Genomic DNA, 25,481 nt, shown 5'->3' with positions numbered 1-25,481 from the left:
GCGGGAGCGGGAGGGCGGGTCCGCGGGACGGGCGGGTGCCGGCGCCGGGGGCGCCGGGTGTCAGCCGCGCTCGGCCACCGCGCCGGTGGCGGTCGCGGCACTGCTGCCGATCACCTTGCGGGCCAGCGAGCGCGGCGAGGTGAGGAAGCCGAAGCCCCAGCTGAGGTGCATGGTCGCGAAGGCCAGCGGGAGCAGCGCCCGGGCCTTGAACGACAGACCGCGGCCCTCGACCAGCGCGCCGCCGTGGATGCCGAGCAGGTAGGCGCCGGGGAAGGCCAGGAAGACCGGGTGGACGGCCACGCCGAGCACCAGTCCGAGCGTCACGCCGACGAAGGCGGCCGGGGGCGCGAGGTAGCGCAGGTTGACCGAGCCCCGGTGGTACCGGGTGACCACCCGGCGCCAGCGGCCGTAGTCCTTGTACTGCTTGGCCAGCGCCTTGACGCTGGGCCGGGGGCGGTAGGTGACGCGCAGCTGCGGGGTGAACCAGACCAGGCCGCCGTCCTGGCGGATGCGGTAGTTGAGCTCCCAGTCCTGGGCGCGGACGAACTCCTCGTTGTAGCCGCCGAGGCGCTCCAGCACCTCGCGCCGGAACACCCCGAGGTAGACGGTGTCCGCCGGGCCGGCCAGGCCGCCGGTGTGGAAGGCCGCGTTGCCGACGCCTATCTTGGAGGTCATCGCGACGGCGACCGCGTTCTCCCACTCGGTCTCGCCCTCGGCGTGCATGATGCCGCCGACGTTGGCCGCCTCCATCTGGCCGAGCAGCCGGACCGCCGTGGTGATGTAGCCCGGGGTGAGCAGGCCGTGGCCGTCGACCCGGACCACTATCGGGTGACTGGAGCCGCGGATCGCGGCGTTCAACCCTGCGGGGGTGCGCCCGGTGGGGTTCTCCACGGTCCGGACCCGCGGGTCCTCGGCGACGAGTTCGGCGGCGATCTGCGCGGTGCGGTCGGTGGACGGACCGAGGGCGATCACCACCTCCATCGGCCCGGCGTAGTCCTGTTCCAGGATGTGCCGGACGGCCGTGCGCAGGTGTCGTTCCTCGTTGAGCACCGGCATGATCACGGAGACCGCCGGCAGCTCCTCAGCAGCCTTGGTGTTCATCGGGGCCAACCGTACCGGTGTGAACGGGGTGTCGTCTTGTCCCGGTCTGGGCCGCTGTGGGCGGCCCGGGAGCGACCGTGTGCGAAGGAATGTCGAGGAGACGTTCCCTCGTCACCGGAGGGCACGAGAAGGAACGTTTCACCGATCCAGGCCCACCGTACCTCCCGCCTCCGGCGCGCCCTCACCCGGCCCGACCGAGGGCGCCCCTACCATCCGAGAGATGCCCGTCTCCCCGCTCTCCGCCCCGTCCGGAGGCCCGGCCGGTGCCTCGCCCGGGCGCGCCGGATCCCCGCCCGGACGGCGGCGCCGCTGGCCCCGCCGGCTGGCCGCAGGTATCGCCCTCAGCATCCTCGCCACCTCCTGCGGCGGCTGGGCGGTGCTGCGCGGCGCCGGGTCGATCGACCGGGTCGACGCCTTCGGCGGCGCCCGGGCCCGCCCGGCCGACGACGCCTCCACCACCTTCCTGGTGGTCGGCACCGACGAGCGCGAGGGCATCCCGGAGAAGACCCTGAAGACCGTGCTGCACGCCGGCGGCGAGTCCTGCCACTGCACCGACACGATGATGATCGTCCAGCTCTCCGGGGACGGCTCCCGGGCCAGTGTGATCAGCATTCCGCGTGACTCCTATGTCGACATCCCCGCGCACTGGGACCCGGTGGCCCGCAAGGAGGTCCCGGCCGGCAAGGGGAAGATCAACGCCGCGTTCGGCCTGGGCGGGCCGCCACTGACCGTGGCCACCGTCGAGCAGAACACCGGGCTGCGGATCGACCACTACCTCCAGGTGAACTTCGCCGGGTTCGTCGCCGCCGTGGACGCCGTCGGCGGGGTCCGGGTCTGCACGGCCAAGCCGCTCAAGGACGAGTACTCGGGTCTGGACCTGCCGGCCGGGACCAGCACCCTGGACGGCGCGGGGGCGCTCAAGTACGTGCGCGCCCGGCACCTGGACGGCAGCTCCGACCTGGGGCGGATGCACCGGCAGCAGAAGTTCGTCGCCGAGCTGCTGCACGAGGTGACCAGCAGCGGCACCCTGCTCAACCCGGTCCGGCTGGCCCGGGTGACGGACAGCCTGCTCGGCTCGGTCAAGGCCGACCAGGGGCTCTCGGCCGACGACCTGGTCACCCTGGCCGCCCGGATGAAGGACCTGACGGCCGGGCGGGCCGACTTCGTGACCGTGCCGCTGGCCTCGGTGGACCATCCGGTCGCCGGATGGGGGTCGACGGTGCTGTGGGACAAGGAGCGGGCGGAGGAGCTGTTCGATGCCGTCCGGGAGGGGCGTCCGCTGACGGAGGGGGCGGGCGGGGGCGGAGGCGGGGAGGAGGCTTCCGAGCCGGCGGTACCGGCGGCACCGGCGGCTCCCCCTCCGGGGCCCTCGGCGTCCGCGGCTCCCACCGCCGTCGCCCCGGAGCAGGTGCACGTCCAGGTGTTCAACGCGGCGGGCGTGGCCGGGCTGGGCGCCCGGGTCGACGCCGAACTGCGGCGGGCCGGGTTCGCCACCACCGGGGCCCCCGCCAACGCCCCGATCGGCACCTCGCCCGGCCGGACGGTGATCCGCTACGACCCGCGCCGGGCCGACGCGGCGCGGACCCTGGCGCGCGCGGTGCCGCAGGCCGAGCGGACGCCGGTGCCGGGCCTGGGGACGGTCCTGCAGCTGTACGCGGGCGCGGACCACCCGGCGGCCGCGCCGACGGCGCTCCCCGCCCCGCTGCCCCCGGCGCCGGGTGCGGCGCCCTCCGGCCCGGCCGGAGAGGCCCACCCGGACGCGGGAGGCAACGAGGCGGGGGCGGAGACGGCCGGCGACATCGTCTGCCCGTGAGCGGCCGGGGCGCGGACCGGCGGACGGACGGACGACGAACGGAGAGGGGGCAGGGTGCGCACGGCACCCTGCCCCCTCTCCGTCCCCCTGCCCCGGTGCGACCCCCGATCCCCCGATCCGGGGGTCGCACCCGGGTCAGTCCGTCGCGATCGCCGCGAGGACGTTCATCCGCCCGGCCCGGAAGGCCGGGACGAGGGCGGCCAGCAGGCCGATGACCACCGAGGCGGCCAGGGTGACGACGATCGTGGTGACCGGGACGGCGAGCGCCTCCAGCCCCTGCGTGCGCAGCACCCGCTGGCCGGTGACGCCCCAGGCCAGGCCGAGCGCGGTGCCGAGGACGGCGCCGAACAGGGCGATCACCATCGACTCCAGGCGGATCATCCGGCGCAGCTGGCGGCGGGAGAGCCCGATCGCCCGCAGCAGGCCGACCTCGCGGGTCCGTTCGACCACCGAGAGCGCCAGGGTGTTGACCACGCCGAGCACCGCGACCACGATCGCCAGGAAGAGCAGGCCGTAGATCATGTAGAGCAGGGTGTTGACCTGCTCCTGGACGAGGTCCTTGTAGCCGGCCTGGTCGCGGACCGAGGCCTGCGGGTACTCCTTGAGCGCGTCCTCCAGGGCGGTGAGCGTCCTGGAGACGTCCGCCCCGTCCGCCGCCTTGCCGAAGACCACGGCGGCCACCGGCTGGTCGGCGGCCGGCACCGCCTTGGCGACGGTGTCGATCGCGGCGAAGGTGTTGCCGTCGAAGAGCGAGTTGCCCTTCGTCATCACGACGCCGACCGGCAGCGACTGGACCCGCCCCTGGCCGTAGTCGATCGTGACGGTGTCGCCGACCTTGAGGCCGTGGTCCTCGGCGAACTCCTCGCCGACCGCGAGCGAACCCTGTGTGAGGGAGTCGGCGCTGCCGGCCTTGACCGGCAGCCGGAAGTCGTCGGTGAACCGCGCGGAGACGGCGGAGACGCCCTCCTCCGAGGTCTTGCCGTCCGGGGTGGTGAAGTGCGCGGGCAGGTACCTCTGCTCGGTGACGTGGTCCACGCCCGGGGTCTTCCGCACGGCCTCGGCGATCTCCGCGGAGACGCCGTTCTGGCCGGCCGAGACGATGTAGTCGGCGCCCACCGAGCGGTCGATCTGCTGGTTGGTGGACTTGATCACCGAGGAGGTGAAGACCGAGGCGCCGATCACCAGCGCCAGTCCGATCATCAGTGCGGCCGCCGTGGCACCGGTGCGACGCGGGTTGCGCATCGCGTTGCGCTGGGCGAGCTTGCCGGAGGGCCCGAACAGGGCGGGCAGCAGGGCGCCGAGCACCCGCACCACCGTGGTCGCCAGCAGCGGGCCGAGGACGACGAAGCCGACCAGGGTGAACAGCACGCCCAGCCCGATGTACCGGCCGCCGGTGGCCGCCGTCTGCGCCCTGGCGGCCAGCACCAGCAGACCGCCGCCGCCGGCCGTCAGCACCAGGCCGATCACCGCCCGGACGACGTTGGAACGGGCCTCGGCCGGGGTGCCGTGGTCGCGCAGCGCGGCGATCGGCGCGATCCGGCCGGCCCGGCGGGCCGGTATCCAGGCCGCGAGCACGGTGATCACGACGCCCACCGCGTACCCGGCGACGAACACGTCCGCGCCGATCTTCAGGTCCCCGGCGGAGAGGTGCATGCCGGCCGCGTTCATCAGCTGGATCAGCCCGACCGCCAGGCCGAGGCCGGCGCCGATGCCGAACGTGGAACCGGCCGTGCCGAGGATCAGCGCCTCCACCAGCACCGAGCGGTTGACCTGCCGGCGGCTGCCGCCGACGGCGCGCAGCAGACCGATCTCCCGGGTGCGCTGGGCGACCAGCATCGAGAAGGTGTTGATGATCAGGAAGCCGCCGACCAGCAGCGAGATGCCGGCGAAGCCGAGCATCGCGTACTTCATGAAGTCGAGGAAGGAGCCGACGCTCTCGCTGCTCTCCTCCTTCTGCTCGGCGGCCGTCTTCGCCTGGAAGCCGGTGCCCAGCCCGGCCAGCGCGTCCGACTTGAGCTGCTCGTCGGAGCGGCTGCCGTCGCCGAACACCTCGACCGAGGTGTAGGCGGCCTGCCCGAGCAGCACGTTCTGGGCGGTGGCGGTGTCCAGGAAGGCCAGCGCCGCGCCCGGGTTGGTGGTCTTGAAGGTGGCGATGCCGACGACGGTGAAGTCGTGCTTGTCGCCGGTGATCACGCGCAGCCTGCCGCCGAGGCCGAGCTTGGCCTTCTTGGCGGTGTCCGCGTCGACGACGACCTGGCCGGGGCCCTGCGGAACGTGGCCGGAGGTGATCTCGACCGCGTTGCGCGGGGTGTCCACCCAGTTGCCGACGATGGTCGGGGCGCCGGTGGTCGGGCCCACCCGCTTGTTGGTCGCCGGGTCGGCGAGGGTGGCGCTCTGCACCTGCACCTCGCCGACCGCCGTCGTCACCCCGGGGACGGCGGCGACCTTGTCGACGCTGTCGGCGGGGACGGTCAGCGCCTTCCCGCGGGGATCGACGCCGAACTCCGGCTCGGCGGGCCGCACCGAGAGGTCGGAGGCGGTCGAGGCGAAGAGCTTGTCGAAGGTGCTGGTCGCGGTGTCGGAGAACACCAGCGTCCCGGACACGAACGCGACCGACAGCACGACCGCGATCAGGGAGAGCAGCATCCGGCCCTTGTGGGCGAAGAAGCTCCGCAATGACGTCTTGAGCAACATGGTCCTGTCCGCCCCTGCCCGCTCAGCTGGTGCGCTTGCCGTCGAAACGGCGCATGCGTTCGAGGACGGAGTCGGCCGTCGGGGCGTGCATCTCGTCGACGATCACGCCGTCGGCGAGGAACAGCACGCGGTCCGCGTAGCCGGCGGCGACCGGGTCGTGGGTGACCATCACGATGGTCTGGCCCAGCTCGTCGACGCTGCGGCGCAGGAAGGAGAGCACCTCGGCGCCGGAGCGGGAGTCGAGGTTCCCGGTGGGCTCGTCACCGAAGATGATCTCGGGACGGGCGGCCAGCGCCCGGGCCACCGCGACGCGCTGCTGCTGGCCGCCGGAGAGCTGCGTCGGGCGGTGCTTGAGCCGGCCCGAGAGGCCGACCGTCTCCACCACCCGGTCCAGCCAGGCCCGGTCCGGCTTGCGGCCGGCGATGTCCATCGGGAGCGTGATGTTCTCCAGCGCGTTCAGCGTCGGCAGGAGGTTGAACGCCTGGAAGATGAAGCCGATCTTGTCCCGGCGCAGCCGGGTGAGCTGCTTGTCCTTCAGGCCGGTGATCTCCGTGTCGCCGATCCAGATCCGCCCCTCGGTCACCGTGTCCAGACCGGCCAGGCAGTGCATCAGGGTCGACTTCCCGGAGCCCGAGGGGCCCATGATCGCGGTGAACCGGCCGCGCTGGATGTCGACGTCGACCGCGTCCAGGGCGGTGACCCTGGTCTCGCCGGACCCGTAGGACTTGGTCACCTGACGAGCCGAGGCGGCGACGGCGGAGGCACCGCCGGGAAGCTGGGGGTCGTACACGGCTGCTGCTGCCGTCGTCACTGTCGTCTCCTAAGAAATGGGTCCACCCGTCGCCCCCCAGCCTCGTCCGTGCCACCCGTCCGGCGACATCGCGCAGGAGAGAGTCTTCGACCGGGAGTTAGCCCCACCCTCCCGGTGAACCGGGGACCCGGACCCGATCGCACCGGGTCCGCCTCGGACGGGCGGGGATGTGAACCACGTTAGGAGCCGGGCCGCGGCCGCTCGTCATCCGACGGGAGGAAGCGGCCCAACCGGAGTTGTACGGGGTCCCAGAGCCCTCCCCCTAGGGGTCCGGGGACCCCCCGTCAGGGTCCGCGCACGACGAGGCCCCGCGCGGCGCGGGCCGGGCGGGGCCTGGAGGGGTCGCGACGGGCCGGCGCGCGGGGCGCCGGCCGCGGGTCAGGACGCCAGGGCGGGGGCGCCCCGGCGGTCCAGGGCGTCCGCGAAGGCGTCCACGACGGGCCGCAGCAGCACGTCGGTCTCGCGCTCTATCACGGTGGTGCCGTCCTCCCGGACGGTGATGTGACGGTCCAGCACGAACCAGCCCTGGGTGATGTGGTCGGCCCCCATCGAGCTGAGCACCGGCCGCAGCGCGTAGTCCACCGCCAGCACGTGCGCGGTGGAGCCGCCGGTGGCGAGCGGAAGGACGGCCTTGTCGCGCAGCGCGTACTGCGGCAGCACGTCCAGCAGCGCCTTCAGCAGGCCCGAGTAGGCGGCCTTGTAGACCGGGGTGCCGATCACCACGCCGTCGGCCTCGGCGAAGAGCTCCAGGGCGGCCGCCAGCGCGGGGTGCGACAGGTCGGCGGAGAGCAGCGCGTCCGCGGGCAGGCTGCGCACCTCGAAGGGGACGACGCGGTGGCCGCGCTCCGCCAGCCGCGCGTCGACCAGACGCAGCAGGCGGGTGGTGCGGGAGGTCGGGGACGGGGAGCCGGAGACGGACAGGACGGTGGCCATGGGTTCACCTCGGGGAGGAAGCGGGGCGGCGCTCGGGCAGCGCACGGCACTCACCCGGCAGGAAGGGCGCCGGCCGGGCGGACGGGGACCGGCCTACCGGCGGGCAGCGGTGAGTGCGCTGCGCGGGCAGCGTCGAGAAGGGGGGGAACAGGACGGTGGTGGGGTTCGACGAGCTCGCGTCAGCCACAACAGAGCGCACAGGACACACGCAGAAGGTCGACGTGCCGCCGACGCGTGAGGGTCCATCGCTGATCCATGGCAGTCATGCAAACACGCAGCGTTCCGGGAGGTCAAGGGATCGTCCCGGCAGGCGAACACCGGGTGAGACGGATGACGGGACGCCGGCGGCGGGCGGATCCGCCGGGAACGCGGCGGGCGCGGGGCGCACGCCCGCCGGGACCTTGCCGCGGAACGATCCGGCGCGTGCATCAAAACTGCTACAAGGGCCCTGGTGGGGGCCCCGGAGGGAGTCACCGGCCACGGCGTCGGGCATTCTCTCCCCCATGAACACGTGGCAGGAGGGCCGCCCGGGCGGCGGCGGGAACCCGTACGGCGGCGGCAACGGTGGCGGTGGCCAGGCGTACGGGCGTGGCGGCGGCGGCGCCGAGCCGCCGCTGCCCGACTCGCTGAACCCGCGCGGGCCGGGCGCCCCGGCGCCCCGGCAGCCCCAGCCGCAGGCGCAGCCGCCCCAGCAGGCACGGCAGCCGCAGGCGCCCGGGTACGGGCACGGGCCCGCGCAGGGCTACGGCGCCGGGCAGCCGGCGCGGCCCGGGGTGCCGGCCCAGGGCGCTCCGGGCGGGCCCGGCGGACCCGGTGGACCCGGGGGGCCGGGCGGACCGATATCCCCCGGCGGGCCGCAGACGCCCGCCCGCTCCTCGCGCTGGCCCCGGCGCCGGATCGTCAAGTGGTCCGTCTTCGGCGTGCTGATCGCCCTGATGGTCACCGCCGTCTCCACCTGGTTCTGGGCGGACTCCAAGCTCAACCACGAGAACGTGCTCACCGACTACCCCGGCCGGCCGGCCGCGGGCAAGGGCACCAACTGGCTGATCGTCGGCTCCGACAGCCGCAACGGCCTCTCCGACTCCCAGGAGGAGGACCTGCACACCGGCCACGCGGGCGGCAAGCGCAGCGACTCGATGATGGTCCTGCACGTCGGGGACAACGGGAACACCCTGATGAGCATCCCGCGCGACTCCTGGGTGCCGATCCCCGAGCACGTCGGCGAGAACGGAAAGACCGTCAAGTCAACCACCGCGAAGATCAATTCGGCCTTCGCCGCGGGCGGCGGCAAGCTGCTCGCGCAGACCGTCGAGACGAACACCGGCATCCGCATCGACCACTACGCGGAGATCGGCTTCGCCGGCTTCGTGGGCATCGTCGACTCGGTCGGCGGCGTCGACATGTGCATCGAGCAGGACGTCAAGGACAAGGACTCCGGGCTCGACCTCAAGGCCGGCTGCCAGAACCTCGACGGCACCCAGGCGCTGGCCTTCGTCCGCCAGCGCCACCAGATGGCCGACCAGGACCTCGGCCGGATGCGCAACCAGCAGAAGTTCCTCGGCGCGCTGGCCAAGCAGGCGGCCTCGCCCGCCACCGTGCTCAACCCCTTCACCTTCTACCCGCTGGTCTCCTCCGGCCTCGGCACGCTGATCGTCGACGACGACGCCGGGCTGACCGACCTGGGCTCGCTGTTCCTCGCCATGAAGGACGTCAACGGCGGCAGCGGCAGGAGCATCACCGTGCCGATCGCCAACCCGGACTTCAAGACCAACACCGGAGAGTCGGCGGTGAAGTGGGACACGGCGAAGGCCAAGCAGGTCTTCGACGCCTTCCGGAACGACACCGCCGTGCCGGACGTGAAGTAGCCGCCGCTGCGCGTGACTCGCCGTGACGCACCCGCCACAATGGGTGGATGCCGCTCGTCACCGCGCTGATCTACCGCCGCCGTCACCGCCTCCTGGGCCGCCTGGTCCAGGAGGCGCTCGCGTTGTACGGGATGGAGGTTCCGGCCGCCGCCGAGATCGGACCGGGGCTCGTCGTCTTCCACCGGGGCTTCGGCACCGTGCTGCACCCGTACACCACGCTCGGCGCCGGGGTGACGCTGTACAACGGCGTGACCGTCGGGCGGGCCGACCCGTGGGTGCCGCAGGAACGGAGCGCGATGCGGCGGGTGGTGGTGGAGGACGGCGCGGTGCTCTGCGCGGGGGCCAAGGTGATCTGCAAGGAGGGGGTGCTGACCGTCGGTGCGGGGACGGTCGTGGGCGCCAACGCCGTCCTGACCCGCTCGACCGGGCCGGGCGAGATCTGGGCCGGGGCCCCCGCCCGCAGGGTGGGCCTGCGGGCGGGGTGGCCGGCGGCGGGGGCCGACGCCGTCCACCGCCTCGCGCCCGGGGAGCGGTAGCGCCCCGCGCTCAGCGGACGGCCACGCCCGGGAGGTGGCCGGTGGCGCACTCCGCGTACCGGTGGACCGGCTCGCCCCGCCGGCCGCCGCCCTCCCCCGCGACGCCCTCGCGCTCGCCCGCGAAGCCGTGGTGGATCACCGGCCCGACGCGCCCGTCCGCCCAGCGGGCGCGCGTGAGGTGGACGACGAGGGTGGCCGGGTGCTGCGGCAGCGGGCGCTCCAGGACGAGTTCGCACAGCCGCTCCCCCGGCGGGAGGGTGACCACGGCCTCGCTGGTCCGCAGCCGCGCCCGGCGGGGCTCGGTCTCCACCGCCCAGTACGCGGACACCGTGACCTCCAGCCGCCCGTCGAGGCCGCCCTCGTCCGGCCGGACGTACTCCTCGTCGGGGACCCAGCGGGCGTGGTTGCGGATGTCGTCCGGGCCGAACCACTCGGCCCAGGTGATCCAGTAGCCCGCCACGTGCTTGATCGTCATGCCCTCGCGGGCGATCCGCACCGGGATGCGGGTGGGGCTGACGGGCTCGCTCAGCAGCAAGACGCGGCCGTCCCTGTCGACCCGGAGCTCGCCCTGCGGCTCGAAGGAGAGGACGGCGATCCGCTCGAAGGTCACCTCGCCGTCGTCCTTGCGCCGACTCTTCTGCCTCATGGGTGAACCACCTTGCCGGAAAGCGGAGTTGAACGGTCCGCGGCCACCCCGGAGGCGGGCCGGCCGCGCCTCGCGCAGCATACGGCGGACCCTCGGTCACGGCCCGTGGATCCGGCGAAACCCCCCGGAGGGGGGCGGCGCGCGGCTATCCTGCGCCTGCACAAGACGCCCCGCGCGCCCCGGGCGACACCCGCACGCCGGGAACGCGCCCCGTGGAAGGAACCCGGTCCGATGGTCGACGCACACTGGCGGGAGCTCCGCCGGGAGCCGGTCCACAGCGCGTACGGCCGCGGCACCGACCGGGTGACCTTCGCGATGCCGGACGGCCGGGAGGAGGTCTACCACCTGGCCGACGAGTACGCGGCCGCGGCCGTGGTGGCCCTGACGCCGGACCACCGCATCGTGCTGACCAGGCAGTTCCGGCCCGGCCCGCAGGCCGTGCTGTACGAACTGCCGGGCGGCGTGGTCGACGCCGGCGAGTCCCCCGAGGCCGCCGCCGCCCGCGAACTCGCCGAGGAGACCGGCTACCGGGGCGACGTCGAACTCGTCACCGCCACCTGGCACGACGCCTACTCCAACGGGGTGCGCCACGCCTGCGTCGCCACCGGCTGCACCCCCACCGCCCGGATCGCGCACGACCGCAACGAGTTCATCGAGGTGGTGCTCATGGAGCTCGCGGAGTTCCGGTCCACCGTGCTGCGCCGCGGCCTCCTGTCCGACGTCGGCCCCGCCTACCTGGGCCTGGACCACCTCGGGCTGCTCTAGGCCCTCTCTTTCGGATCACGCCAGGCGGTCGCCGCCGGAGCACGCACTCCCCCAGCCTTCGGCCGGGAGGTACCCCCACGCCGGCTTGTCGTCGGTCGCCGATGGCCCCCAGCCTCCGGCCGGGAGGTGCCCCCACCGCATGGACTCCCTCCTCCGCACCGCCGATGCACGCTCCCTCCTTGCCCGCCCACGGGCAGGAGGGGCCCATCAACGACGCCCGCTCGTCCGACGTGATCCGAAAGAGAGGGCCTAGGGCGGGACGGCCCCCGGCCGGCCCGCCCGGGCGCCGGGGTCAGGGGGCGGTGGGGAGGCGGTCCAGGGTGATGCCGAAGTGGGTGCGGTAGGCGGCGAGGGCGGCGTCCGGGGCGAGCAGTTCCTCGTTGCGGGAGCCGTCGGGGGCGGTGCGCAGGAGGCGGGTGGTGGCACTGGCGCGGGCGGCGGTGAGGGTGATCCGGCCGCCGTCCGGGGCGGGGCGCGAGCAGGTGGTCCCGCGGGCGAAGGGCGAGTCGGGGGACGTGGCCTGCCACCAGCAGGTCGGCACGAAGTCGGCCAGCGGGTGCGGGCGCCGCTCCAGCCGGTACTGCGGCTCGCCGTCGAGGGCGACGTCGAGGTCGTCGGCCGTGCCGCTCGGGAGGATGGTGAACACGCCCGCCGGGTCCCGCTGTTCACCGCGTTCGTCGAGCAGCAGCGGTCGGCGGGCGAACCGCCCGAAGCCCACGTCGACCAGCCAGGTGAGGCCGTCCGCCGCCACCCGCAGGGCCAGGTGGTCGAACGGCGGCCCGGGCTTCGCGCCGTCGAAGACCCGGGCGGCCAGCAGGTCGACCCGGTAGCCGAGGGTGCTCAGCAACGCGGCGAAGGCGCCGTTGAGTTCGTAGCAGAAACCGCCGCGCCGCCGGTCGACGATCTTCTCCAGCAGCGCGGCCGGTTCGAGCACCACGGGTTCGCCGAGGTGGATGCTCAGGTTCTCGAACGGCACGGCGTCCAGGTGGGCCTCCTGCAGCCGGGCCAGCTCGGCGGCGCCCGCCCGTCCGGGCCGCTCGGCCCCGATCCGGTCGAGGTACGCCGCCACCTGGGCGGCGGTGAGGGCTTCGGGGTTCTTCACGAGTTCGTCCACACCGCCATCCAAGCGGACCCCGGCCCCGGCGGCCCCCCGGTACCGGGACTCAGCTCCTCGCGCGGGCGCCCCGGGCGAGGGTCAGGACGAGCACCGCGGGGCACCTGGCGGCTCCGGCTCCGCTCCGGCTGTAGCCGGGTTTGCGCCGAGCGGACCTGCTGCCGGAGCGCTGGGCAGCAGGGCCGCCGGCCTCAGGCCCGGGGGGTTCCGAACTCGCGGAGGTGGGCGCCCGCGTAGGCGGCCGCCTCCTCGCGGCTCGTGCACGGGGCGGCGCCGGGAGCGGGGGTGCCGCGGGAGCCGTCGGCGGCCAGGGCGGCCCAGGTCCAGTGGCCGGTGGCCGGGTCCTGGGTCAGTTCGGCCTCGCCGCCGAACAGCTCGAAGGTGACGGGGGCCGGGGTGGCCGCCGACGGGCGCGGGACGGCGTCCGGCCACTTCTTGCGGGCGCCCTGGCGGGTGATGCCCCAGGCGGTGCCGAGCTGTTCGTAGCTCGCGCCGTACGAGCCGGCGGTGCGGGCCGCGCCCTCGGTCAGCCGCTTGACCTCGGCGTCGACCACCTTCCAGGTGGCGAGCACGGTGAGCGCCGCGTCGGCCGGGTCGCCGTCCCACATGCGGTTCTCGGGCTGTCCGGTCGCCCGGGCGCGGATGGCGGAGGCCAGCGGGTTCAGGGCGTCGAGGAGGGCTCGCACCAGCCCGGCCTGCTCGTCGGGAGTGATCCGATGCTTCGTCATGATGACAACCATGGTTGACGAATGCGGGTTTGACAACTGGAGTTGTCGACCCGGCCCCGGTGCAGGAAGTCGGACGGAGTGACTTCCTGCACGGCGGCGGGCGGGGCGTCAGGGAACGTACACGCTCCGCCCGGCGATCGGCGCGTAGACCTCGCCGGGGGCGATGACGTGCTCGGTCCCGCCCGTACAGCCCGACCCGGTCCGGACCTGGACGCCCGAGTCGGTCAGGTTGGTCACCACCGGGGGCGCGAAGTCGCCGAGCGCGAGGCAGCCGCTCGGCTCCGGGAACGCGGCCCCGTCGATGATCAGCACCCCGTGGGCCGCGTACGCGGTGCCCGGCACCGCGACGGCCTGCGCGGCCACCGCCAGCCAGGCCCCGACCACGGTTGCGGTGCGTCGCCTCATGCGCCCATCTCCCTCCGGTCGCGGCAGGGCCGCCCCGTTGCGGCCCCGCCGGTGCGGCCCAAGGTAGTGAGGACAGGCGGCCGAGCAGCGCAACGGCGGGCGCGGCGGCCCGGGCGCGGAGCAGGAAGTCGGACGGGCCGACTTCCCGTGCCGCCCGCTGTCACACGGGGCGGCCGGGATCCGTCAGGGAGGCAGCGGGACGACACCATCGAGGAAAGGGCAACACCGTGCTCACCAGGGTCATGTACGTCACGGTCTTCGTCACCGACCAGGACCGCGCGCTGCGGTTCTACACCGAGCAGCTGGGGCTGGAGAAGCGCATCGACCACCCGGGCCCCGACGGGCGCTTCCTGACCGTCGGCGCCCCGGGCCATCCGTTCGAGATCATCCTCTGGTCGCACGCCGCGGCGGCCGGCCAGCCCGCCGGGCGGGAGGGCGCGGCCGTGCCCGGCCCGGTCGTTCTGGAGTCGGACGACCTGCGCAAGGACTTCGAGACCTGGCGCGAGCGCGGGGTCGTCTTCGACGCGCCCGAGCCCGTGGAGTACGCGTTCGGCATCCGCATCGAGGCCACCGACCCGGACGGCAACCGGATCTCCCTGCGCCAGCAGAAGGCCGTCGGCTGACGGCGCGGCGGCAGGCGGAAAGGGCCCCGCGTGGTGCGATGCGGGGCCCTTCCCGTGCCGGGGCGGCGCACCGCCGGCCGGCCAGCCGTCACAGGACGCGGGCGGCGGTGCGCAGGCGGTGCCGGGTGCGGTCCGCCCGGGCCGGGGTCGCGGTGAACAGGACCCGGAGCGGGGCGGTGGCGGCGGCCGCGTCCAGGACGGCCAGGAGGATGGCGAGTTGGTCGGGGGGATCGTCCGCGAGCAGGGCGTCGGCGGAGGCGACGAGGACGAGGAGGCGGGTGGCGGCCTCGGTGCCGGGCGGGTGGAGGGCGTCGTGGAGGCACTCCTCGAAGGCGTCCCAGTTGTGGCCGAAGTAGTCCGGGAAGGCGAGGGATCCGGCCCACTCGGTGAACAGGGCGGCTCTGGTGCGGCAGCGGTCGCCGTGGACGAGGCGCAGCCGGTGGGTGCCGGCGGCGGACCCGGCCCAGGGGCGGCCCGGCAGCAGGTCCCACCGGGCCGGCCCGAGGGGCGGGCCGGGCACCTCAGCAGCCATCGGCGATTTCGCGGAAGTCGGCGTAGTGGTCGGCGGTGTACCAGGTGCGGTCGGTGGCCTCGTCGCGCACCAGGCGCTCGGCGTCGCGGTGGGTGGTGGGCGTCGGGCGCGGGTTGACGTCGTACTCGTGGTACGGGGCGCCGGCCGGGAGGTCGCCGCTGCGGTTGCCGTAGGGGTTGCCGCCACGGATGAACTCCGGGCCGGGGAGGCGGAAGTCGACCGGGCGGGGGTTGGTGGGCCAGCCGAGGTCGAGCCAGATGCGGCAGGCGCGCTCGACCTGGGGAGGGAAGTCCTCGACCGGGAGCGGGGGTTGGACGACCGACCGGGCCGCCGGGGTGGACGGCGTCGTCGGGGCGGACCAGGCGGGGCAGGCGAGGGCGAGGACCAAAGCGGCCTGCGCCAGGCGGCGGAGGGTCATGGGCATCCGTTTCGATGCGGGGGGTTGTGTGCATCGAAGGGGTACCGCACGGGGGTTGGGCGGGCGGGCGGGCACGCCGGAGAAGGCGGCGACGCCCACCCGCCCGGGCGATGCCGCCTCAGTCGAGACAGAACTCGTTGCCCTCGATGTCCTGCATCACGATGCACGACTCGTTCTCGCCGTCGGCCTCCATGACGCGCACGCAGACCGCGCCGAGGGCCGTCAGGCGGTCGCGCTCGGCCTTCAGCGTGGCCAGGCGCTCCTCCCCCACGAGTCCGAGGCCGGCCCGCACGCAGAGGTGCACCCGGTTCTTGACGACCTTGCCCTCGGGAACGAGCTGGAAGAGGACGCGCGAACCCTCACCCTCGGGATCGGTGCAGGCGAAGTACTGGGGCTCCTTGCCGGGCGCGTCCGAGCGGTCGAACTCGTCCCAAGTGGCGAAGCCCTCCGGCGGTGAGGCGGTGTATCCGAGCACCTCGCACCAGAAGCGGGCGAGGCGCGTGGGCTCCGCGCAATCGAAGGTGACCTGGAACTTCTTGACCGATGACATTCATGCAGCGTAGCAACCGGAACCCGGCTGTTCGAAAGGTTTTTCCCGGCGCCCGGCGCCCCCCTGGGCGCCGGGCCGCGGGCCCGCTCCGGTGCGCTCACGAGCGGGCGGACAGCGGGCCTCGTGACAGGATCGGACCGGTCCGACCGTCCCCCCGAAAGGTGCCTCCAGGCCATGGGCTCGCAGCACTACGCCGTCATCACGACCAACCGCGGCTCCATCACCGCCAAGCTCTTCCAGTTCCACACCCCCCGCACGGTGCGCAACTTCGTCGAACTCGCCGAGGGCTCGCGGGAGTGGACGGACCCCACGACCGGGGCCCCGACCACCGCTCCGCTCTACAACGGGACGACCTTCCACCGCGTCATCCCCGACTTCATGATCCAGGGCGGCGACCCCCTCGGTGACGGCACCGGCGGCCCCGGCTACGAGTTCGCCGACGAGTTCCACCCCGAGCTGTTCTTCACCAAGCCCTACCTCCTGGCCATGGCCAACGCGGGCCCGAACACCAACGGCTCCCAGTTCTTCATCACCACCCGCGCCACCCCGCACCTCAACCGCAAGCACACCATCTTCGGCGAGGTCACCGACCCCGACAGCCAGCAGGTCGTGGACGCCGTCTCCGCCACCCCGACCGGCCCGGGCGACCGCCCCCTGGAGCCGGTCGTCATCGAATCCGTGACCATCGAGGTCCGCTGACTCCCCGCGGAGTGGGAGGCCGGTCCCGCCGGCTTCCTACTCCGCTCCCCCGAACACCACGCCGAGCACCTCTCGCGCCAGTTCCTCCACCCCCGCCCCGCCCCGGCTCTCCGGCAGCGCCCCGTTGAGCCACAGGCTCGCGAATCCATGCGCCACCGACCACGCGGCGAGCGTGGTCGCCCGGTCGGCCGCCTCCCCCCGCGCGAGCTTGCGCCCGCTGGCCGCCAGCACCGCTCCCGCCCGGTCGCGGGCGGCGTTCAGCTCCGGGTCGTCCGCCCGGTACAGCTCCGGCCGGAACATCACCTCGAAGTACGCCCGGTGGTCCACCGCGAACCGCACGTACGCCACCCCCGCCCCGTACGGATCCCCCGCCGCCCGCTCCAGCGCGTCCGCGAACCGCTCGAAGCCCTCCGCCGCGACCGCCGTCAGCACCCCCGCCTTGTCCCCGAAGTGGTGCGCCGGCGCGGCGTGCGACACCACCGCCCGCCGCGCCAGCTCCCGCAGGCTCCAGCCCGACGGCCCCGACTCCTCGATCGCCGCCAGCGCGGCGTCCAGCACCGCCCGCCGCAGGTTCCCGTGGTGGTAGCTCTCGGCTCTTCCCATCCCGCTCCCTCTCCTCATCTAGGCATTGACAAGATTACCCCGGCCGAGTCAATCTTGCCAGTGACAAGATTGGAGTGGTCCCATGGCCCAGCTCATCGCCCTGTTCGGCGGCTTCGTCGTCCTCCGCCTGCTCGGGCTCAGCACCGCCGACCTCGACGGCTGGCAGCCGGCCGTCCGCGGTGCGCTCGCGCTGATGTTCATCACCACCGGCGTGCCGCACTTCCTGCCCGCCTTCCGCCGCGGCTTCGTCGCGATGGTCCCGCCCGCGCTGCCCCGCCCCGAGCTGCTCGTCACGCTCACCGGCGTCCTCGAACTGGCCGGAGCCGCCGGCCTGCTCCTCCCCTCGCTCGCCCCCTACGCCGCCACCGGGCTCGCGCTGCTGATGCTCGCGATGTTCCCCGCCAACGTGCACGCCGCCAGGAGCGGCCTCACCCTCGCCGGCAAGCCGGTCACCCCCCTGCCCACGCGCACCGCCATGCAGGTGCTGTTCGTCGCGGCGGCGGTGGCCGCGGCGGTCTGACCGCGCCCCGGCGGGCGGGGCCACCGGAAACGCGCGGACGCGGCCCGCGCAGGTGTGCGGGCCGCGTCCGAATGCGGATCGAAGGGGCTGGCCCTTACTCCACGACGCCGGACTTGGCGATGGTGACCTTGGCCTTGGGCGCGCCGCTCTGCGAGCCCAGGTCCTCGATCTTCTTCACGAGGTCCATGCCCTCGACGACCTCGCCGAAGACGACGTGCTTGCCGTCCAGCCAGTCGGTCACGATGGTGGTGATGAAGAACTGCGAGCCGTTGGTGTTCTTGCCCGCGTTGGCCATGGAGAGCTGGCCCGGCTTGGTGTGCTTGACCGTGAAGTTCTCGTCCGCGAACTTCTCGCCGTAGATGCTCTTGCCGCCGGTGCCGTTGCCGCGGGTGAAGTCGCCGCCCTGCAGCATGAACGCCGGGATGATGCGGTGGAAGGACGAGCCCTCGTAGCCGAAGCCGTGCTCGCCGGTGGCCAGCTCGCGGAAGTTGCGAGCGGTCTTCGGGACGATGTCGTCGAAGAGCGTGAAGACGATCCGGCCGGCCGGCTCGTCGTTGATGGTGATGTCGAAGAAAACGTTGGAACCCATGCAGGGATCATGGCATGCCGGGTGCCCCGGCGCGCGGCACCCCCCGGCGTCCGGTCACGCTCCGCCGATGGGTGATCAACGGATCCGGTCCCGCGCGAGGCGGTGCGCGGGCCGGGACGGCGGCGTGCGGGACGGGGAGGACGGGGCCCGCCGCACGATCAACGGCGGCGACGTGCGCAGCGCGCTCCGGGCCGGGGCCGTGGACGTGGCGCGCCGCCGGTCGGACCCGGTGGGAAGCGGCGGGGCGCGGCGAACCGGTCCCGGGCGGCTACTGCGCCCGGTGGGCGAGGAGGTAGGCCTGCGGAGTCCTCTCGTCGGGCTCCGGTTCGCGGACGAGGCGGGTGGTGACCTTCAGGCCGGCCTCGGTGGCCAACCGCTCCACCTCGGCGGGCCGTTGGCGGCGGAAGTCCAGGGTGGCCGGGTAGCCGAACGGGTCCTCGATGCGCAGGGCGCCCTCGCCGGCCTGGAAGGCCAGGACGACCGGGGCCCCCGGGGCCAGGACGCGGTGGAACTCGGCGAACGCCCTCGGGAGCTGCTCGGCGGGGGTGTGGATGATCGAGTACCAGGCCACGACGCCGGCCAACGCGCCGTCCTCGTAGGGAAGGTCCAGCAGCGAGCCGACCCGGAAGGGGATCTCCGGGTGAGCGGCGCGGGCCAGTTCGACCATGCGCGGGGAGAGGTCCAGGCCCGAGACGTCCAGGCCGAGGGCCGCCAGGTGGCCGGTGATCCGGCCCGGGCCGCAGCCGAGTTCGGCGACGGGGCCGCCGCCGGCCGCGGTGACGAGCTCGGCGAAGGCGGCGAGCACCGCCCGGTCCCAGGTCGCGGTGGCCAGCGCGCCGCCGTAGCGCTCGGCGTAGTCGACGGCGACGGCGTCGTAGAACGTGCGGGCGGCGGTGAGGAATCCGGGCTCGGTGGTGGTCACGGCGATCGACCCTACCGGGGTTAGGATCGGCCGATCCTGAGGGGCGGAAGGGGAAGTCGTGAAGATGCGGGTCGGGGTCTATCTGGCGCATCCGAGGCCGGGGAGCTTCAACCACGCGCTGTTCGAGGCCGTGGTGGACGAGCTCCGCGCGCAGGGCGCCGAGGTGCTCCCGCACGACCTGTACGCCGAGGGGTTCTCCCCGCTGCTCACCGCCGAGGAGACGGGGACGGTGGCGGCGAGCGGCACCGCGGGCGACGGGCGGCTCGCACTGCACCGGGCCGAGGTGGCGACGCTGGACGCGCTCGTCCTGGTGCACCCGAACTGGTGGGGCATGCCGCCGGCCGTGCTCACCGGGTGGGTGCAGCGGGTCGTGGTGCCCGGCGTCGCGTACAAGCTGGGGACGGCGGACGGGGAGCCCGTCGGGCTGCTGCGGGCCGGGCGGGCGCTGGTGCTGAACACCTCGGACACCCCCGCGGCCCGGGAGCGCGAGGAGTTCGGGGATCCGCTGGAGCGGATCTGGGCGGCGTGCGTGCTGCCCTACGTCGGGGTGGCGGACGTCCGCCGACGGGTGTTCCGCACCGTGACGGACTCCTCCGGCGCCGAGCGCGCACAGTGGCTGCGCCAGGCGCGGCAGGACGCGGCGGCGCTGATCGGCTGACGCGGACCGGAGGGATCGCGCGGGGCCGCGTAGACGGCGGGCGGCGGAACGATCAATCCGGGGCGGATCACCGGGCCGTCGGCCCGCCGTGCGTGCTAGAACCGTCGGCGGCAGTGAACGCTCACCCGCGATCGCCGCCGTCGGCACCGTGCATCCACCGGCCACTCCTCGACCGAAGGAGAACCATGTCCGTCGCCCGCACCGTCCGCACCGCCCTGCTCGCGACCCTGCTGCTCTCCGGCGCGGCCACCGCGACCACCGCCTCCGCCACCACCACGACGACCACCGGCCTGGACGGCACCTACGCCTGCTCCGTGCCGGCCGGCTACGTCTACGACGGGGTGTCCATGAACCGCGCGTGCAGCGGCGGCGGCAGCTGGAACTCGCCGCAGTTCCACCTGCGCACCCCCGTCGACGGGCTGACCGCCTGTACCGGCGCGCCGGGCTTCACCTACGACTCCATCGGCCACAGCACCACGTGCAGCCAGTCGTCGGGCACCCTCGCCAGCACCTTCCACCTGCGGATCCCGGTCAACGGCATGTGGGCGTGCAGCGTCCCGGCCGGCTGGACCTACAGCGCCACCGGCTCGGGCCTGGACTGCGCCGCCGTCCAGGGCGTGCCGGGCACCAGGTTCCTCCTGACCCACTGACCCGGCCCGCCCGCCGTCACCGCCGCCGGCACCCGGTGCCACCACCACGTTCCTCCTGGTCCACCGGGAGCGCGCACGGCCGGCGGGACGGACGGGCGGCCCCGGCAACGGCCGGGCCGCCCGTCCCCCGTTCACCCCCGCTGCAGCGCCAGCTCCGCGACGTCCTGGTCCCCGCTGACCTCGCCCGTCGGACGGAAGCCGAGGCGGGCGTAGAAGCCCGCCGGACCGCCCTCCCCCGGCACGTAGGTGACGCAGACCCGGGTGCCGCCCCGGCGGCGGACCTCGGCCGCGACCTGCTCGACGGCGAAGCGGCCGTAGCCCCGGCCCTGGAGGTCCGCGGCGATGTTGAGGCGCCAGAGGCCGGAACGCGGCGGCTCGCCGGGCGCGAAGACGACGTCGAAGAACGCCATCACGAAGCCGACCAGCCGCTCGCCGTCGTAGACCAGCCGCGGCCAGGCGGCCCCGCCGTACGCGTACGCCTCGGCCAGCGAGGTGGCCACCGGGGCGACCAGGTGCTCCTGGTCCGGACGGACCTTCAGCTCCAGGGCGGCGTCGATGTTCTCCGGGGTGACCGGCTCCAGCCGCAGGGCGGGGCCGTCGGACGATTCCGTCGGGGTGGACATGCCGGTCAGACTAATGAGCGCCCGCCCGCCGGTCCCCCGGTTTTTCACGGGGCCGGGGTGAACACCAGCGAGGCGTTGTGGCCGCCGAAGCCGAAGGCGTTGGTGAGCGCCGCCCCGAGCGGGCCCCGTCGCGCCGCGCCCGCGACCACGTCCAGCTTGACCGCCGGGTCCTGGCGCTCCAGGTTGCGGGTCGGCGGGACGGCGCCGTCGCGCAGCGCCAGGACGGCGGCGAGCGCGCCCACCGCGCCCGCCGCGCCGAAGAGGTGACCGGTCATCGACTTGGTGGCGGTGACCGCCGGGTGGGCCCCGATCGCCGTGGTGACCGACTCGGCCTCGACCAGGTCGCCGAGCGGGGTGGAGGTGGCGTGGGCCTGGACGAGCGCGATGTCCAGCGGCGACAGCCCGGCCTCGGCGACCGCCCGGCGCATCGCGCGGACCTGTCCCTCGGCGGCGGCCGCGGTGATGTGGTGGGCGTCGGAGGTGACCGCGGCGCCGGCCAGGGCGGCGTGGGCACGGGCCCGGCGGGCGGCGGCGAAGCCGGCCCGTTCCAGGACGACGACGGCCGCGCCCTCGCCGATCACGAAGCCGTCCCGGTCGGTGTCGAAGGGCCGGGAGGCGCGGCCGGGCTCGTCGTTGCGCAGCGAGTGGGCCCTGGCCTGGGCGAAGCCGGCCAGCGTCAGCGGGCAGATGCACGCCTCGGCGCCGCCGGCCACCACCACGTCGGCCCGGCCGAGGCGGATGAGGTCCAGGCCGAGCGCGATCGCCTCGGCGCCGGACGCACAGGCGCTCACCGGGGTGTGCGCGCCGGCCCGGGCGCCGAGTTCGATGGAGACCCAGGCCGCCGGGCCGTTGGCCATCAGCATCGGCACGGTGTGCGGGGAGACCTTCCGGACGCCGGAGGCCTCCAGGACGTCGTCCTGGCCGAGCATGGTGAGCGCGCCGCCGGTGCCGGTGCCGATCACCACGGCCAGCCGCTCGCCGTCGACCTCGGGGGCACCGGCGTCGGCCCAGGCCTCCCGGGCGGCGATCAGCGCGACCTGCTCGCAGCGGTCGAGCCGCCGGGCCCGGACCCGGTCGAGGACCTCGGACGGCTCGACCGCGAGCCGGCCTGCGATCCGGATCGGGAGCCCGGCGGCCCAGTCCGCCTCGATCGGCCGGATGCCGCTGTCCCCGGCCAGCATCCCGGCCCAGGTGGAGGCGACGTCGCCGCCGAGCGGCGTGGTCGCCCCGAGGCCGGTGACCAGCACCGGTTCGGCGGCGAGGGCTCGGGGGCGGTTGTTGTCAGTACCCATCGAAAACGGCTCCATGGCTCGGGAGAAAGTTGTGAGGTGAATACAACCCGCCGCACCCATGGATGCGGAGGGCCTTCGCCTCGAAACCCACCCTGCCACGGACATGAGGCTCGATCAGAGGCGTCAGCCAACCGATTCGACCGGCCAGCCCTTGGAGGAAACCTCCAAACGAAACCCGCTCCGGAACGCCGCGCGGCCCACCCCCGGCCGGACCGGCGTCGGACCGCCCTGTCATACTCGGCGCGATCTTCACCCAGGGAGGGGGCTCACGTGCGCCCGCGTCGCACCTTCGGGGCGGCACTCGCCGCGGCCGAGCCGGTCGGACACCCCGCCGCACGCCCGTCCCCGCGCTCCCCCGCCGCGTGAATTCAGCGGCGGGAGAATGCCCCTTTCGCCCGAATGTGCACGAACTCTCTGTGCAGACAAAGAGGAAACGGCACGTCACACCAGGGCATCGGCCGTAAATCCCTATCGCTCACGCACCACCCACCTGCCATACTCTGCCCGAACTTTACGTACCATCACATTCCAAAGGGGGGACTTCCTGTGCGCCTGCGTCACGCCCTCGGGCTGACCGTGGCGGCAGCCACCGCCGCGCTCGGACTGCCCGCACCCGCAACGGCCGCTCCGGCTGCCACCGCGACCACGCTCCACGTCAACAAGAACCTCTTCAACTGCTCGGACCAGGGCCCCGGCACCGTCGCCCAGCCGTTCTGCACCATCTCCGGCGCGGCCAACGTGGTCGAGCCCGGGCAGACCGTCCTGGTGTGGCCCGGCGACTACCCCGAGCAGGTCCTGATCAGGCGCTCCGGCACCCCGGAGAAGCCGATCACCTTCCTCGGCGGCCCCGTCGACACCGCGCCGTTCAGCGACAACATGCCGGTCGTCCGCGGCCCCGAGGGCCTCGGCGCCATCATCGTCGCCGATGCGCACGACGTCACGATCCGGGGCTTCCGCAGCTTCGCCACCCACGGCGTGCAGGTCCAGCGGTCCTCCCGGGTGGTCCTCGACCAGAACCGGTACGACTACTCCGGGTACCGCGAGTCCCTGCTCATCAGCGGCGGAAGCGACCACATCACGGTCAGCCGGAACTCGTTCAACCTCGTGAACGGCCTGGTCGTCGACGGCGGCGCCCACGATGTCCTGGTGACCGGCAACGACTTCAGCCGCCCCCAGAGCACCGGCATCACCGCGACCGGAGTCGCCGACCTCGCCGTCACCAACAACACCTTCGCGCTCAGCTGCTACGGCGGTGTCCGGGTGGACGGCGACTCGCCCCGGGCCCTGGTGAAGAACAACATCGCGGTCGACGGGACCCCGCGGAGCACGTCCTGCACCACTCCCCAGGACGGGATCAGCGTCTCGGCCCAGGCCGCCCCGACCGCGAACGCCGACTACAACGTCGTGCACGCCCCGACCGGAGCGCGGCCCTACGCCTGGGCCGGCGCCGGCTACGCGTCCCCGGCCGCGTTCACCACCGCCACCGGGCAGGGCGCGCACGACCTCGACCTGGCGATCGACTACTCCTCGTCGACCCCGGCGAACCCGTTCGACCGGCTGACCCTCGCCGCCGCCGGCGCGATCGACTCCGCCGACCCGGCCGCCCCCGGCGTCGGCACCGACCTGACCGGCCAGCCCGCCATCGACCACCCGCAGGTGGCCAACACCGGCGGCAGCACCCGCGACCGCGGCGCCCACGAGCTCAGCGGTATGTCCGGGCGGACCAATCTGCAGGTCAAGGGCACGGCCGGCCCCTCCCCGAGCGGTCCGACGCCGCTCACCGTGGAGGCCCGGATCGGCTTCCAGAACACCTGGGGCGCCGCCCCGGGCGCCTACCTGATCGACTTCGGCGACGGCAGCGAGCCGGTGCGCACGACCGACTCCACGGTGCAGCACACCTACACCCTGGCCGGCTACTCCAGCCAGTACTTCCGCATCACCGCCGCCGCCGTCGACGCCACGGGCGGGCGCGCCGAGCCGACGACCGCGTCGGCCATGGTGAACCCGGACTTCCCGCTCTCGGCGTCCTTCACCGCCACCAACGTGGGCTGGCCGTACACCTACCAGTTCAAGCTCAGCACCATGTCGCCCTACGTACGGACCGCGGGCACGTTCGACTTCGGCGACGGCACCGTGGAGACCGTGGCCCCGGACAAGGACTCCCTGACCCACAGCTACGCCGCGCCCGGCACCTACACCGTGCGCTACACCGCCCGGGACGAGGCCCGCGAGAAGACCGTCACCGAGAACCTCCAGGTCACCGTCACCCCCTCGCTCGCCGTGCTCAAGCCCGGTGAGCGGGTCCAGGCCCTCGCCGCCACCTCGGCCGGGCTGATGAACAGCGGAGCCCACTACGGCTACGGCGTCTGGGCGCCGTTCACCTCCGTGCCCGCCGCCGGCCGTCCGTTCTCCGAGTACGCCGTCACCTCGACGGCGATCGGCACCACCACCGACGGTGTGGCCCACAACGTGGTCGCCGCCGACGGCCGGGTCTTCATCGCCGACCGCCGCATGGCGGACGGCACCTGGAGCGGCTGGGGCGAGATCACCGCCAACGGTGCCGCCGGACCGCTGCCCGGCAGCCCCGCCCAGATCGCCACCGCCGTCATGGGCCGCAAGCTCCACGTCCTGGCCCTCGTCAACGGCCGGGTCCTCCAGGCCACCGGCGACTGGAACACCGGCACCTGGTCCCAGTGGGGCGACGTCACCGGCGCCTCCGGCCTGAGCCCGGCCTCGCGGATCGCGGCCACGGCCGTCGGCAACTCGCTGCACGTCGTGGCCCTGGGCAGCAACGGGCGGGTGTACGACGCCGACGGCAACTACGACCGCGGCACCTGGAACGTCGGGGACCCCACCTCGATCCTCAGCCAGCCCGGCGCCCCGATCACCGACGTGTCCGCCGCCGCCATCGGCAACACCCTGCACATCATCGCCGCCGCCGGCGAGCGCCTCCACCAGGCCAGCGCCGACTTCACCGCCGGCCGCTGGAACGGCTGGGGCGACATCACCGCCGTCACCGGCCCCGACGTCGGCGCCGCCAAGCGCGTCTCCGCCGTCACCACCGGCAACCGCCTCCACATCTACGCCCTCTCCGACGGCGGCCTGCTCTACAGCGCCACCGGCGACTACGACCGCGGCACCTGGTCCGGCTGGGGCAACGTCAGCGCCACCGTCGCCACCCCCATGCTCAACGAGATCGCGGTGACCGCCTCCTGACGCCATCGCGGACGAACGGAGGAGCCCCCGGCCGAATCGCTCGGCCGGGGGCTCCGGTGCGTTCCGTCCGGGGCTACGGGAGGTTGCGGGCCATGACGATGCGCTGGATCTGGTTGGTGCCCTCGTAGATCTGCGTGATCTTCGCGTCCCGCATCATCCGCTCCAACGGATAGTC

At 73.9% G+C, this 25,481-nt stretch carries 28 protein-coding genes; 10 read left to right on the top strand and 18 right to left on the bottom strand.

The window, feature by feature from the left end; genetic code table 11:
* Window positions 1-60 precede the first annotated feature (60 nt).
* Window positions 61-1,101, bottom strand: a complete 1,041-nt coding sequence (locus tag ACF1AK_RS35310; RefSeq protein ID WP_391502930.1) for a glycosyltransferase family 2 protein — start codon at window positions 1,099-1,101, stop codon at window positions 61-63.
* A gap of 220 nt (window positions 1,102-1,321) precedes the next feature.
* On the opposite strand from ACF1AK_RS35310, the gene ACF1AK_RS35305 reads away from it, so the two are divergent.
* Window positions 1,322-2,914 (top strand): LCP family protein, encoded by a 1,593-nt coding sequence (locus tag ACF1AK_RS35305; RefSeq protein WP_391502929.1) that lies wholly within the window; start codon window positions 1,322-1,324, stop codon window positions 2,912-2,914.
* A gap of 135 nt (window positions 2,915-3,049) precedes the next feature.
* Here ACF1AK_RS35305 and ACF1AK_RS35300 read toward each other — a convergent pair whose 3' ends face one another.
* The 4 genes from ACF1AK_RS35300 to ACF1AK_RS35285 all read right to left on the bottom strand — a co-directional run bounded on the left by ACF1AK_RS35300 (window position 3,050) and on the right by ACF1AK_RS35285 (window position 7,609).
* Window positions 3,050-5,608 (bottom strand): ABC transporter permease, encoded by a 2,559-nt coding sequence (locus ACF1AK_RS35300; protein ID WP_391502928.1) that lies wholly within the window; start codon window positions 5,606-5,608, stop codon window positions 3,050-3,052.
* 22 nt (window positions 5,609-5,630) lie between these two features.
* Window positions 5,631-6,419 (bottom strand): ABC transporter ATP-binding protein, encoded by a 789-nt coding sequence (locus ACF1AK_RS35295; RefSeq protein ID WP_391502927.1) that lies wholly within the window; start codon window positions 6,417-6,419, stop codon window positions 5,631-5,633.
* Window positions 6,420-6,797: 378 nt separating this feature from the next.
* Complete coding sequence (gene ssuE, locus ACF1AK_RS35290; protein WP_391502926.1) at window positions 6,798-7,352, bottom strand: NADPH-dependent FMN reductase; 555 nt, start codon at window positions 7,350-7,352, stop codon at window positions 6,798-6,800.
* A 179-nt stretch (window positions 7,353-7,531) separates the two neighbouring features.
* On the bottom strand, window positions 7,532-7,609 hold the full coding sequence (locus ACF1AK_RS35285) for a putative leader peptide (protein ID WP_391502954.1): 78 nt from the start codon (window positions 7,607-7,609) through the stop codon (window positions 7,532-7,534).
* Window positions 7,610-7,855: 246 nt separating this feature from the next.
* Between ACF1AK_RS35285 and ACF1AK_RS35280 the strand changes: the two genes are divergently transcribed.
* The gene (locus ACF1AK_RS35280; RefSeq protein WP_391502925.1) at window positions 7,856-9,217 is read left to right on the top strand and encodes an LCP family protein; all 1,362 of its coding nucleotides are present in this window, start codon (window positions 7,856-7,858) and stop codon (window positions 9,215-9,217) included.
* Window positions 9,218-9,264: 47 nt separating this feature from the next.
* Window positions 9,265-9,753 carry a hypothetical protein gene (locus ACF1AK_RS35275; RefSeq protein WP_391502924.1) on the top strand — a complete coding sequence of 163 codons (489 nt, stop codon included), beginning with the start codon at window positions 9,265-9,267 and terminating at the stop codon, window positions 9,751-9,753.
* Between the two features lie 10 nt (window positions 9,754-9,763).
* Here the strand turns inward: ACF1AK_RS35275 and ACF1AK_RS35270 are convergent, their stop codons facing one another.
* Window positions 9,764-10,399, bottom strand: a complete 636-nt coding sequence (locus tag ACF1AK_RS35270) for a hypothetical protein (protein WP_391502923.1) — start codon at window positions 10,397-10,399, stop codon at window positions 9,764-9,766.
* Between the two features lie 231 nt (window positions 10,400-10,630).
* On the opposite strand from ACF1AK_RS35270, the gene ACF1AK_RS35265 reads away from it, so the two are divergent.
* On the top strand, window positions 10,631-11,164 hold the full coding sequence (locus ACF1AK_RS35265; protein ID WP_391502922.1) for an NUDIX hydrolase: 534 nt from the start codon (window positions 10,631-10,633) through the stop codon (window positions 11,162-11,164).
* A 292-nt stretch (window positions 11,165-11,456) separates the two neighbouring features.
* Here ACF1AK_RS35265 and ACF1AK_RS35260 read toward each other — a convergent pair whose 3' ends face one another.
* The 3 genes from ACF1AK_RS35260 to ACF1AK_RS35250 all read right to left on the bottom strand — a co-directional run bounded on the left by ACF1AK_RS35260 (window position 11,457) and on the right by ACF1AK_RS35250 (window position 13,411).
* On the bottom strand, window positions 11,457-12,278 hold the full coding sequence (locus tag ACF1AK_RS35260) for an arylamine N-acetyltransferase (protein ID WP_391502921.1): 822 nt from the start codon (window positions 12,276-12,278) through the stop codon (window positions 11,457-11,459).
* Between the two features lie 191 nt (window positions 12,279-12,469).
* Window positions 12,470-13,006, bottom strand: a complete 537-nt coding sequence (locus tag ACF1AK_RS35255) for a hypothetical protein (RefSeq protein WP_391502920.1) — start codon at window positions 13,004-13,006, stop codon at window positions 12,470-12,472.
* 108 nt (window positions 13,007-13,114) lie between these two features.
* Complete coding sequence (locus ACF1AK_RS35250; RefSeq protein WP_391502919.1) at window positions 13,115-13,411, bottom strand: hypothetical protein; 297 nt, start codon at window positions 13,409-13,411, stop codon at window positions 13,115-13,117.
* A 227-nt stretch (window positions 13,412-13,638) separates the two neighbouring features.
* Here ACF1AK_RS35250 and ACF1AK_RS35245 point away from each other — a divergent pair, with 227 nt between their 5' ends.
* Entirely contained in the window at window positions 13,639-14,034 is a 396-nt protein-coding gene (locus tag ACF1AK_RS35245) for a VOC family protein (RefSeq protein WP_391502918.1), read from the top strand.
* Between the two features lie 88 nt (window positions 14,035-14,122).
* On the opposite strand, the gene ACF1AK_RS35240 is transcribed toward ACF1AK_RS35245, so the two are convergent.
* The 3 genes from ACF1AK_RS35240 to ACF1AK_RS35230 all read right to left on the bottom strand — a co-directional run bounded on the left by ACF1AK_RS35240 (window position 14,123) and on the right by ACF1AK_RS35230 (window position 15,534).
* On the bottom strand, window positions 14,123-14,566 hold the full coding sequence (locus ACF1AK_RS35240; RefSeq protein ID WP_391502917.1) for a barstar family protein: 444 nt from the start codon (window positions 14,564-14,566) through the stop codon (window positions 14,123-14,125).
* Window positions 14,556-14,984 carry a ribonuclease domain-containing protein gene (locus ACF1AK_RS35235; RefSeq protein WP_391502916.1) on the bottom strand — a complete coding sequence of 143 codons (429 nt, stop codon included), beginning with the start codon at window positions 14,982-14,984 and terminating at the stop codon, window positions 14,556-14,558. The genes ACF1AK_RS35240 and ACF1AK_RS35235 overlap by 11 nt, the downstream gene beginning before the upstream one ends.
* A gap of 118 nt (window positions 14,985-15,102) precedes the next feature.
* Complete coding sequence (locus tag ACF1AK_RS35230) at window positions 15,103-15,534, bottom strand: VOC family protein (RefSeq protein ID WP_391502915.1); 432 nt, start codon at window positions 15,532-15,534, stop codon at window positions 15,103-15,105.
* Window positions 15,535-15,708: 174 nt separating this feature from the next.
* Between ACF1AK_RS35230 and ACF1AK_RS35225 the strand changes: the two genes are divergently transcribed.
* Window positions 15,709-16,233 carry a peptidylprolyl isomerase gene (locus ACF1AK_RS35225; RefSeq protein WP_391502914.1) on the top strand — a complete coding sequence of 175 codons (525 nt, stop codon included), beginning with the start codon at window positions 15,709-15,711 and terminating at the stop codon, window positions 16,231-16,233.
* Window positions 16,234-16,269: 36 nt separating this feature from the next.
* Here ACF1AK_RS35225 and ACF1AK_RS35220 read toward each other — a convergent pair whose 3' ends face one another.
* A complete protein-coding gene (locus ACF1AK_RS35220; protein WP_391502913.1) occupies window positions 16,270-16,836 on the bottom strand; it encodes a TetR/AcrR family transcriptional regulator in 567 nt (188 codons plus the stop codon).
* Window positions 16,837-16,918: 82 nt separating this feature from the next.
* Between ACF1AK_RS35220 and ACF1AK_RS35215 the strand changes: the two genes are divergently transcribed.
* The gene (locus ACF1AK_RS35215) at window positions 16,919-17,356 is read left to right on the top strand and encodes a DoxX family protein (RefSeq protein ID WP_391502912.1); all 438 of its coding nucleotides are present in this window, start codon (window positions 16,919-16,921) and stop codon (window positions 17,354-17,356) included.
* Between the two features lie 94 nt (window positions 17,357-17,450).
* On the opposite strand, the gene ACF1AK_RS35210 is transcribed toward ACF1AK_RS35215, so the two are convergent.
* Window positions 17,451-17,945 carry a peptidylprolyl isomerase gene (locus tag ACF1AK_RS35210; protein WP_391502911.1) on the bottom strand — a complete coding sequence of 165 codons (495 nt, stop codon included), beginning with the start codon at window positions 17,943-17,945 and terminating at the stop codon, window positions 17,451-17,453.
* A gap of 268 nt (window positions 17,946-18,213) precedes the next feature.
* Entirely contained in the window at window positions 18,214-18,867 is a 654-nt protein-coding gene (locus ACF1AK_RS35205) for a class I SAM-dependent DNA methyltransferase (protein ID WP_391502910.1), read from the bottom strand.
* Between the two features lie 64 nt (window positions 18,868-18,931).
* Here ACF1AK_RS35205 and ACF1AK_RS35200 point away from each other — a divergent pair, with 64 nt between their 5' ends.
* Window positions 18,932-19,525: an NAD(P)H-dependent oxidoreductase gene (locus ACF1AK_RS35200; RefSeq protein ID WP_391502953.1), complete on the top strand. Its 594-nt coding sequence runs from the start codon at window positions 18,932-18,934 to the stop codon at window positions 19,523-19,525.
* A gap of 185 nt (window positions 19,526-19,710) precedes the next feature.
* Window positions 19,711-20,175, top strand: coding sequence for a hypothetical protein (locus ACF1AK_RS35195; protein WP_391502909.1), 465 nt, complete (start codon window positions 19,711-19,713; stop codon window positions 20,173-20,175).
* Between the two features lie 131 nt (window positions 20,176-20,306).
* On the opposite strand, the gene ACF1AK_RS35190 is transcribed toward ACF1AK_RS35195, so the two are convergent.
* A complete protein-coding gene (locus tag ACF1AK_RS35190) occupies window positions 20,307-20,798 on the bottom strand; it encodes a GNAT family N-acetyltransferase (protein WP_391502908.1) in 492 nt (163 codons plus the stop codon).
* 44 nt (window positions 20,799-20,842) lie between these two features.
* On the bottom strand, window positions 20,843-22,090 hold the full coding sequence (locus ACF1AK_RS35185) for a beta-ketoacyl-[acyl-carrier-protein] synthase family protein (protein WP_391502907.1): 1,248 nt from the start codon (window positions 22,088-22,090) through the stop codon (window positions 20,843-20,845).
* A gap of 546 nt (window positions 22,091-22,636) precedes the next feature.
* Between ACF1AK_RS35185 and ACF1AK_RS35180 the strand changes: the two genes are divergently transcribed.
* Window positions 22,637-25,306, top strand: coding sequence for a PKD domain-containing protein (locus ACF1AK_RS35180; protein WP_391502906.1), 2,670 nt, complete (start codon window positions 22,637-22,639; stop codon window positions 25,304-25,306).
* Between the two features lie 73 nt (window positions 25,307-25,379).
* On the opposite strand, the gene ACF1AK_RS35175 is transcribed toward ACF1AK_RS35180, so the two are convergent.
* Window positions 25,380-25,481, bottom strand: a 102-nt coding sequence (locus tag ACF1AK_RS35175; RefSeq protein ID WP_391502952.1) for an acyl-CoA dehydrogenase family protein, incomplete at its 5' end; no start/stop codon positions are given.

It is taken from the genome of Kitasatospora sp. NPDC015120, assembly GCF_043080305.1.
Taxonomy (GTDB): Bacteria; Actinomycetota; Actinomycetes; order Streptomycetales; family Streptomycetaceae; genus Kitasatospora.
This window is presented reverse-complemented; position numbering and strand designations above follow the sequence as displayed.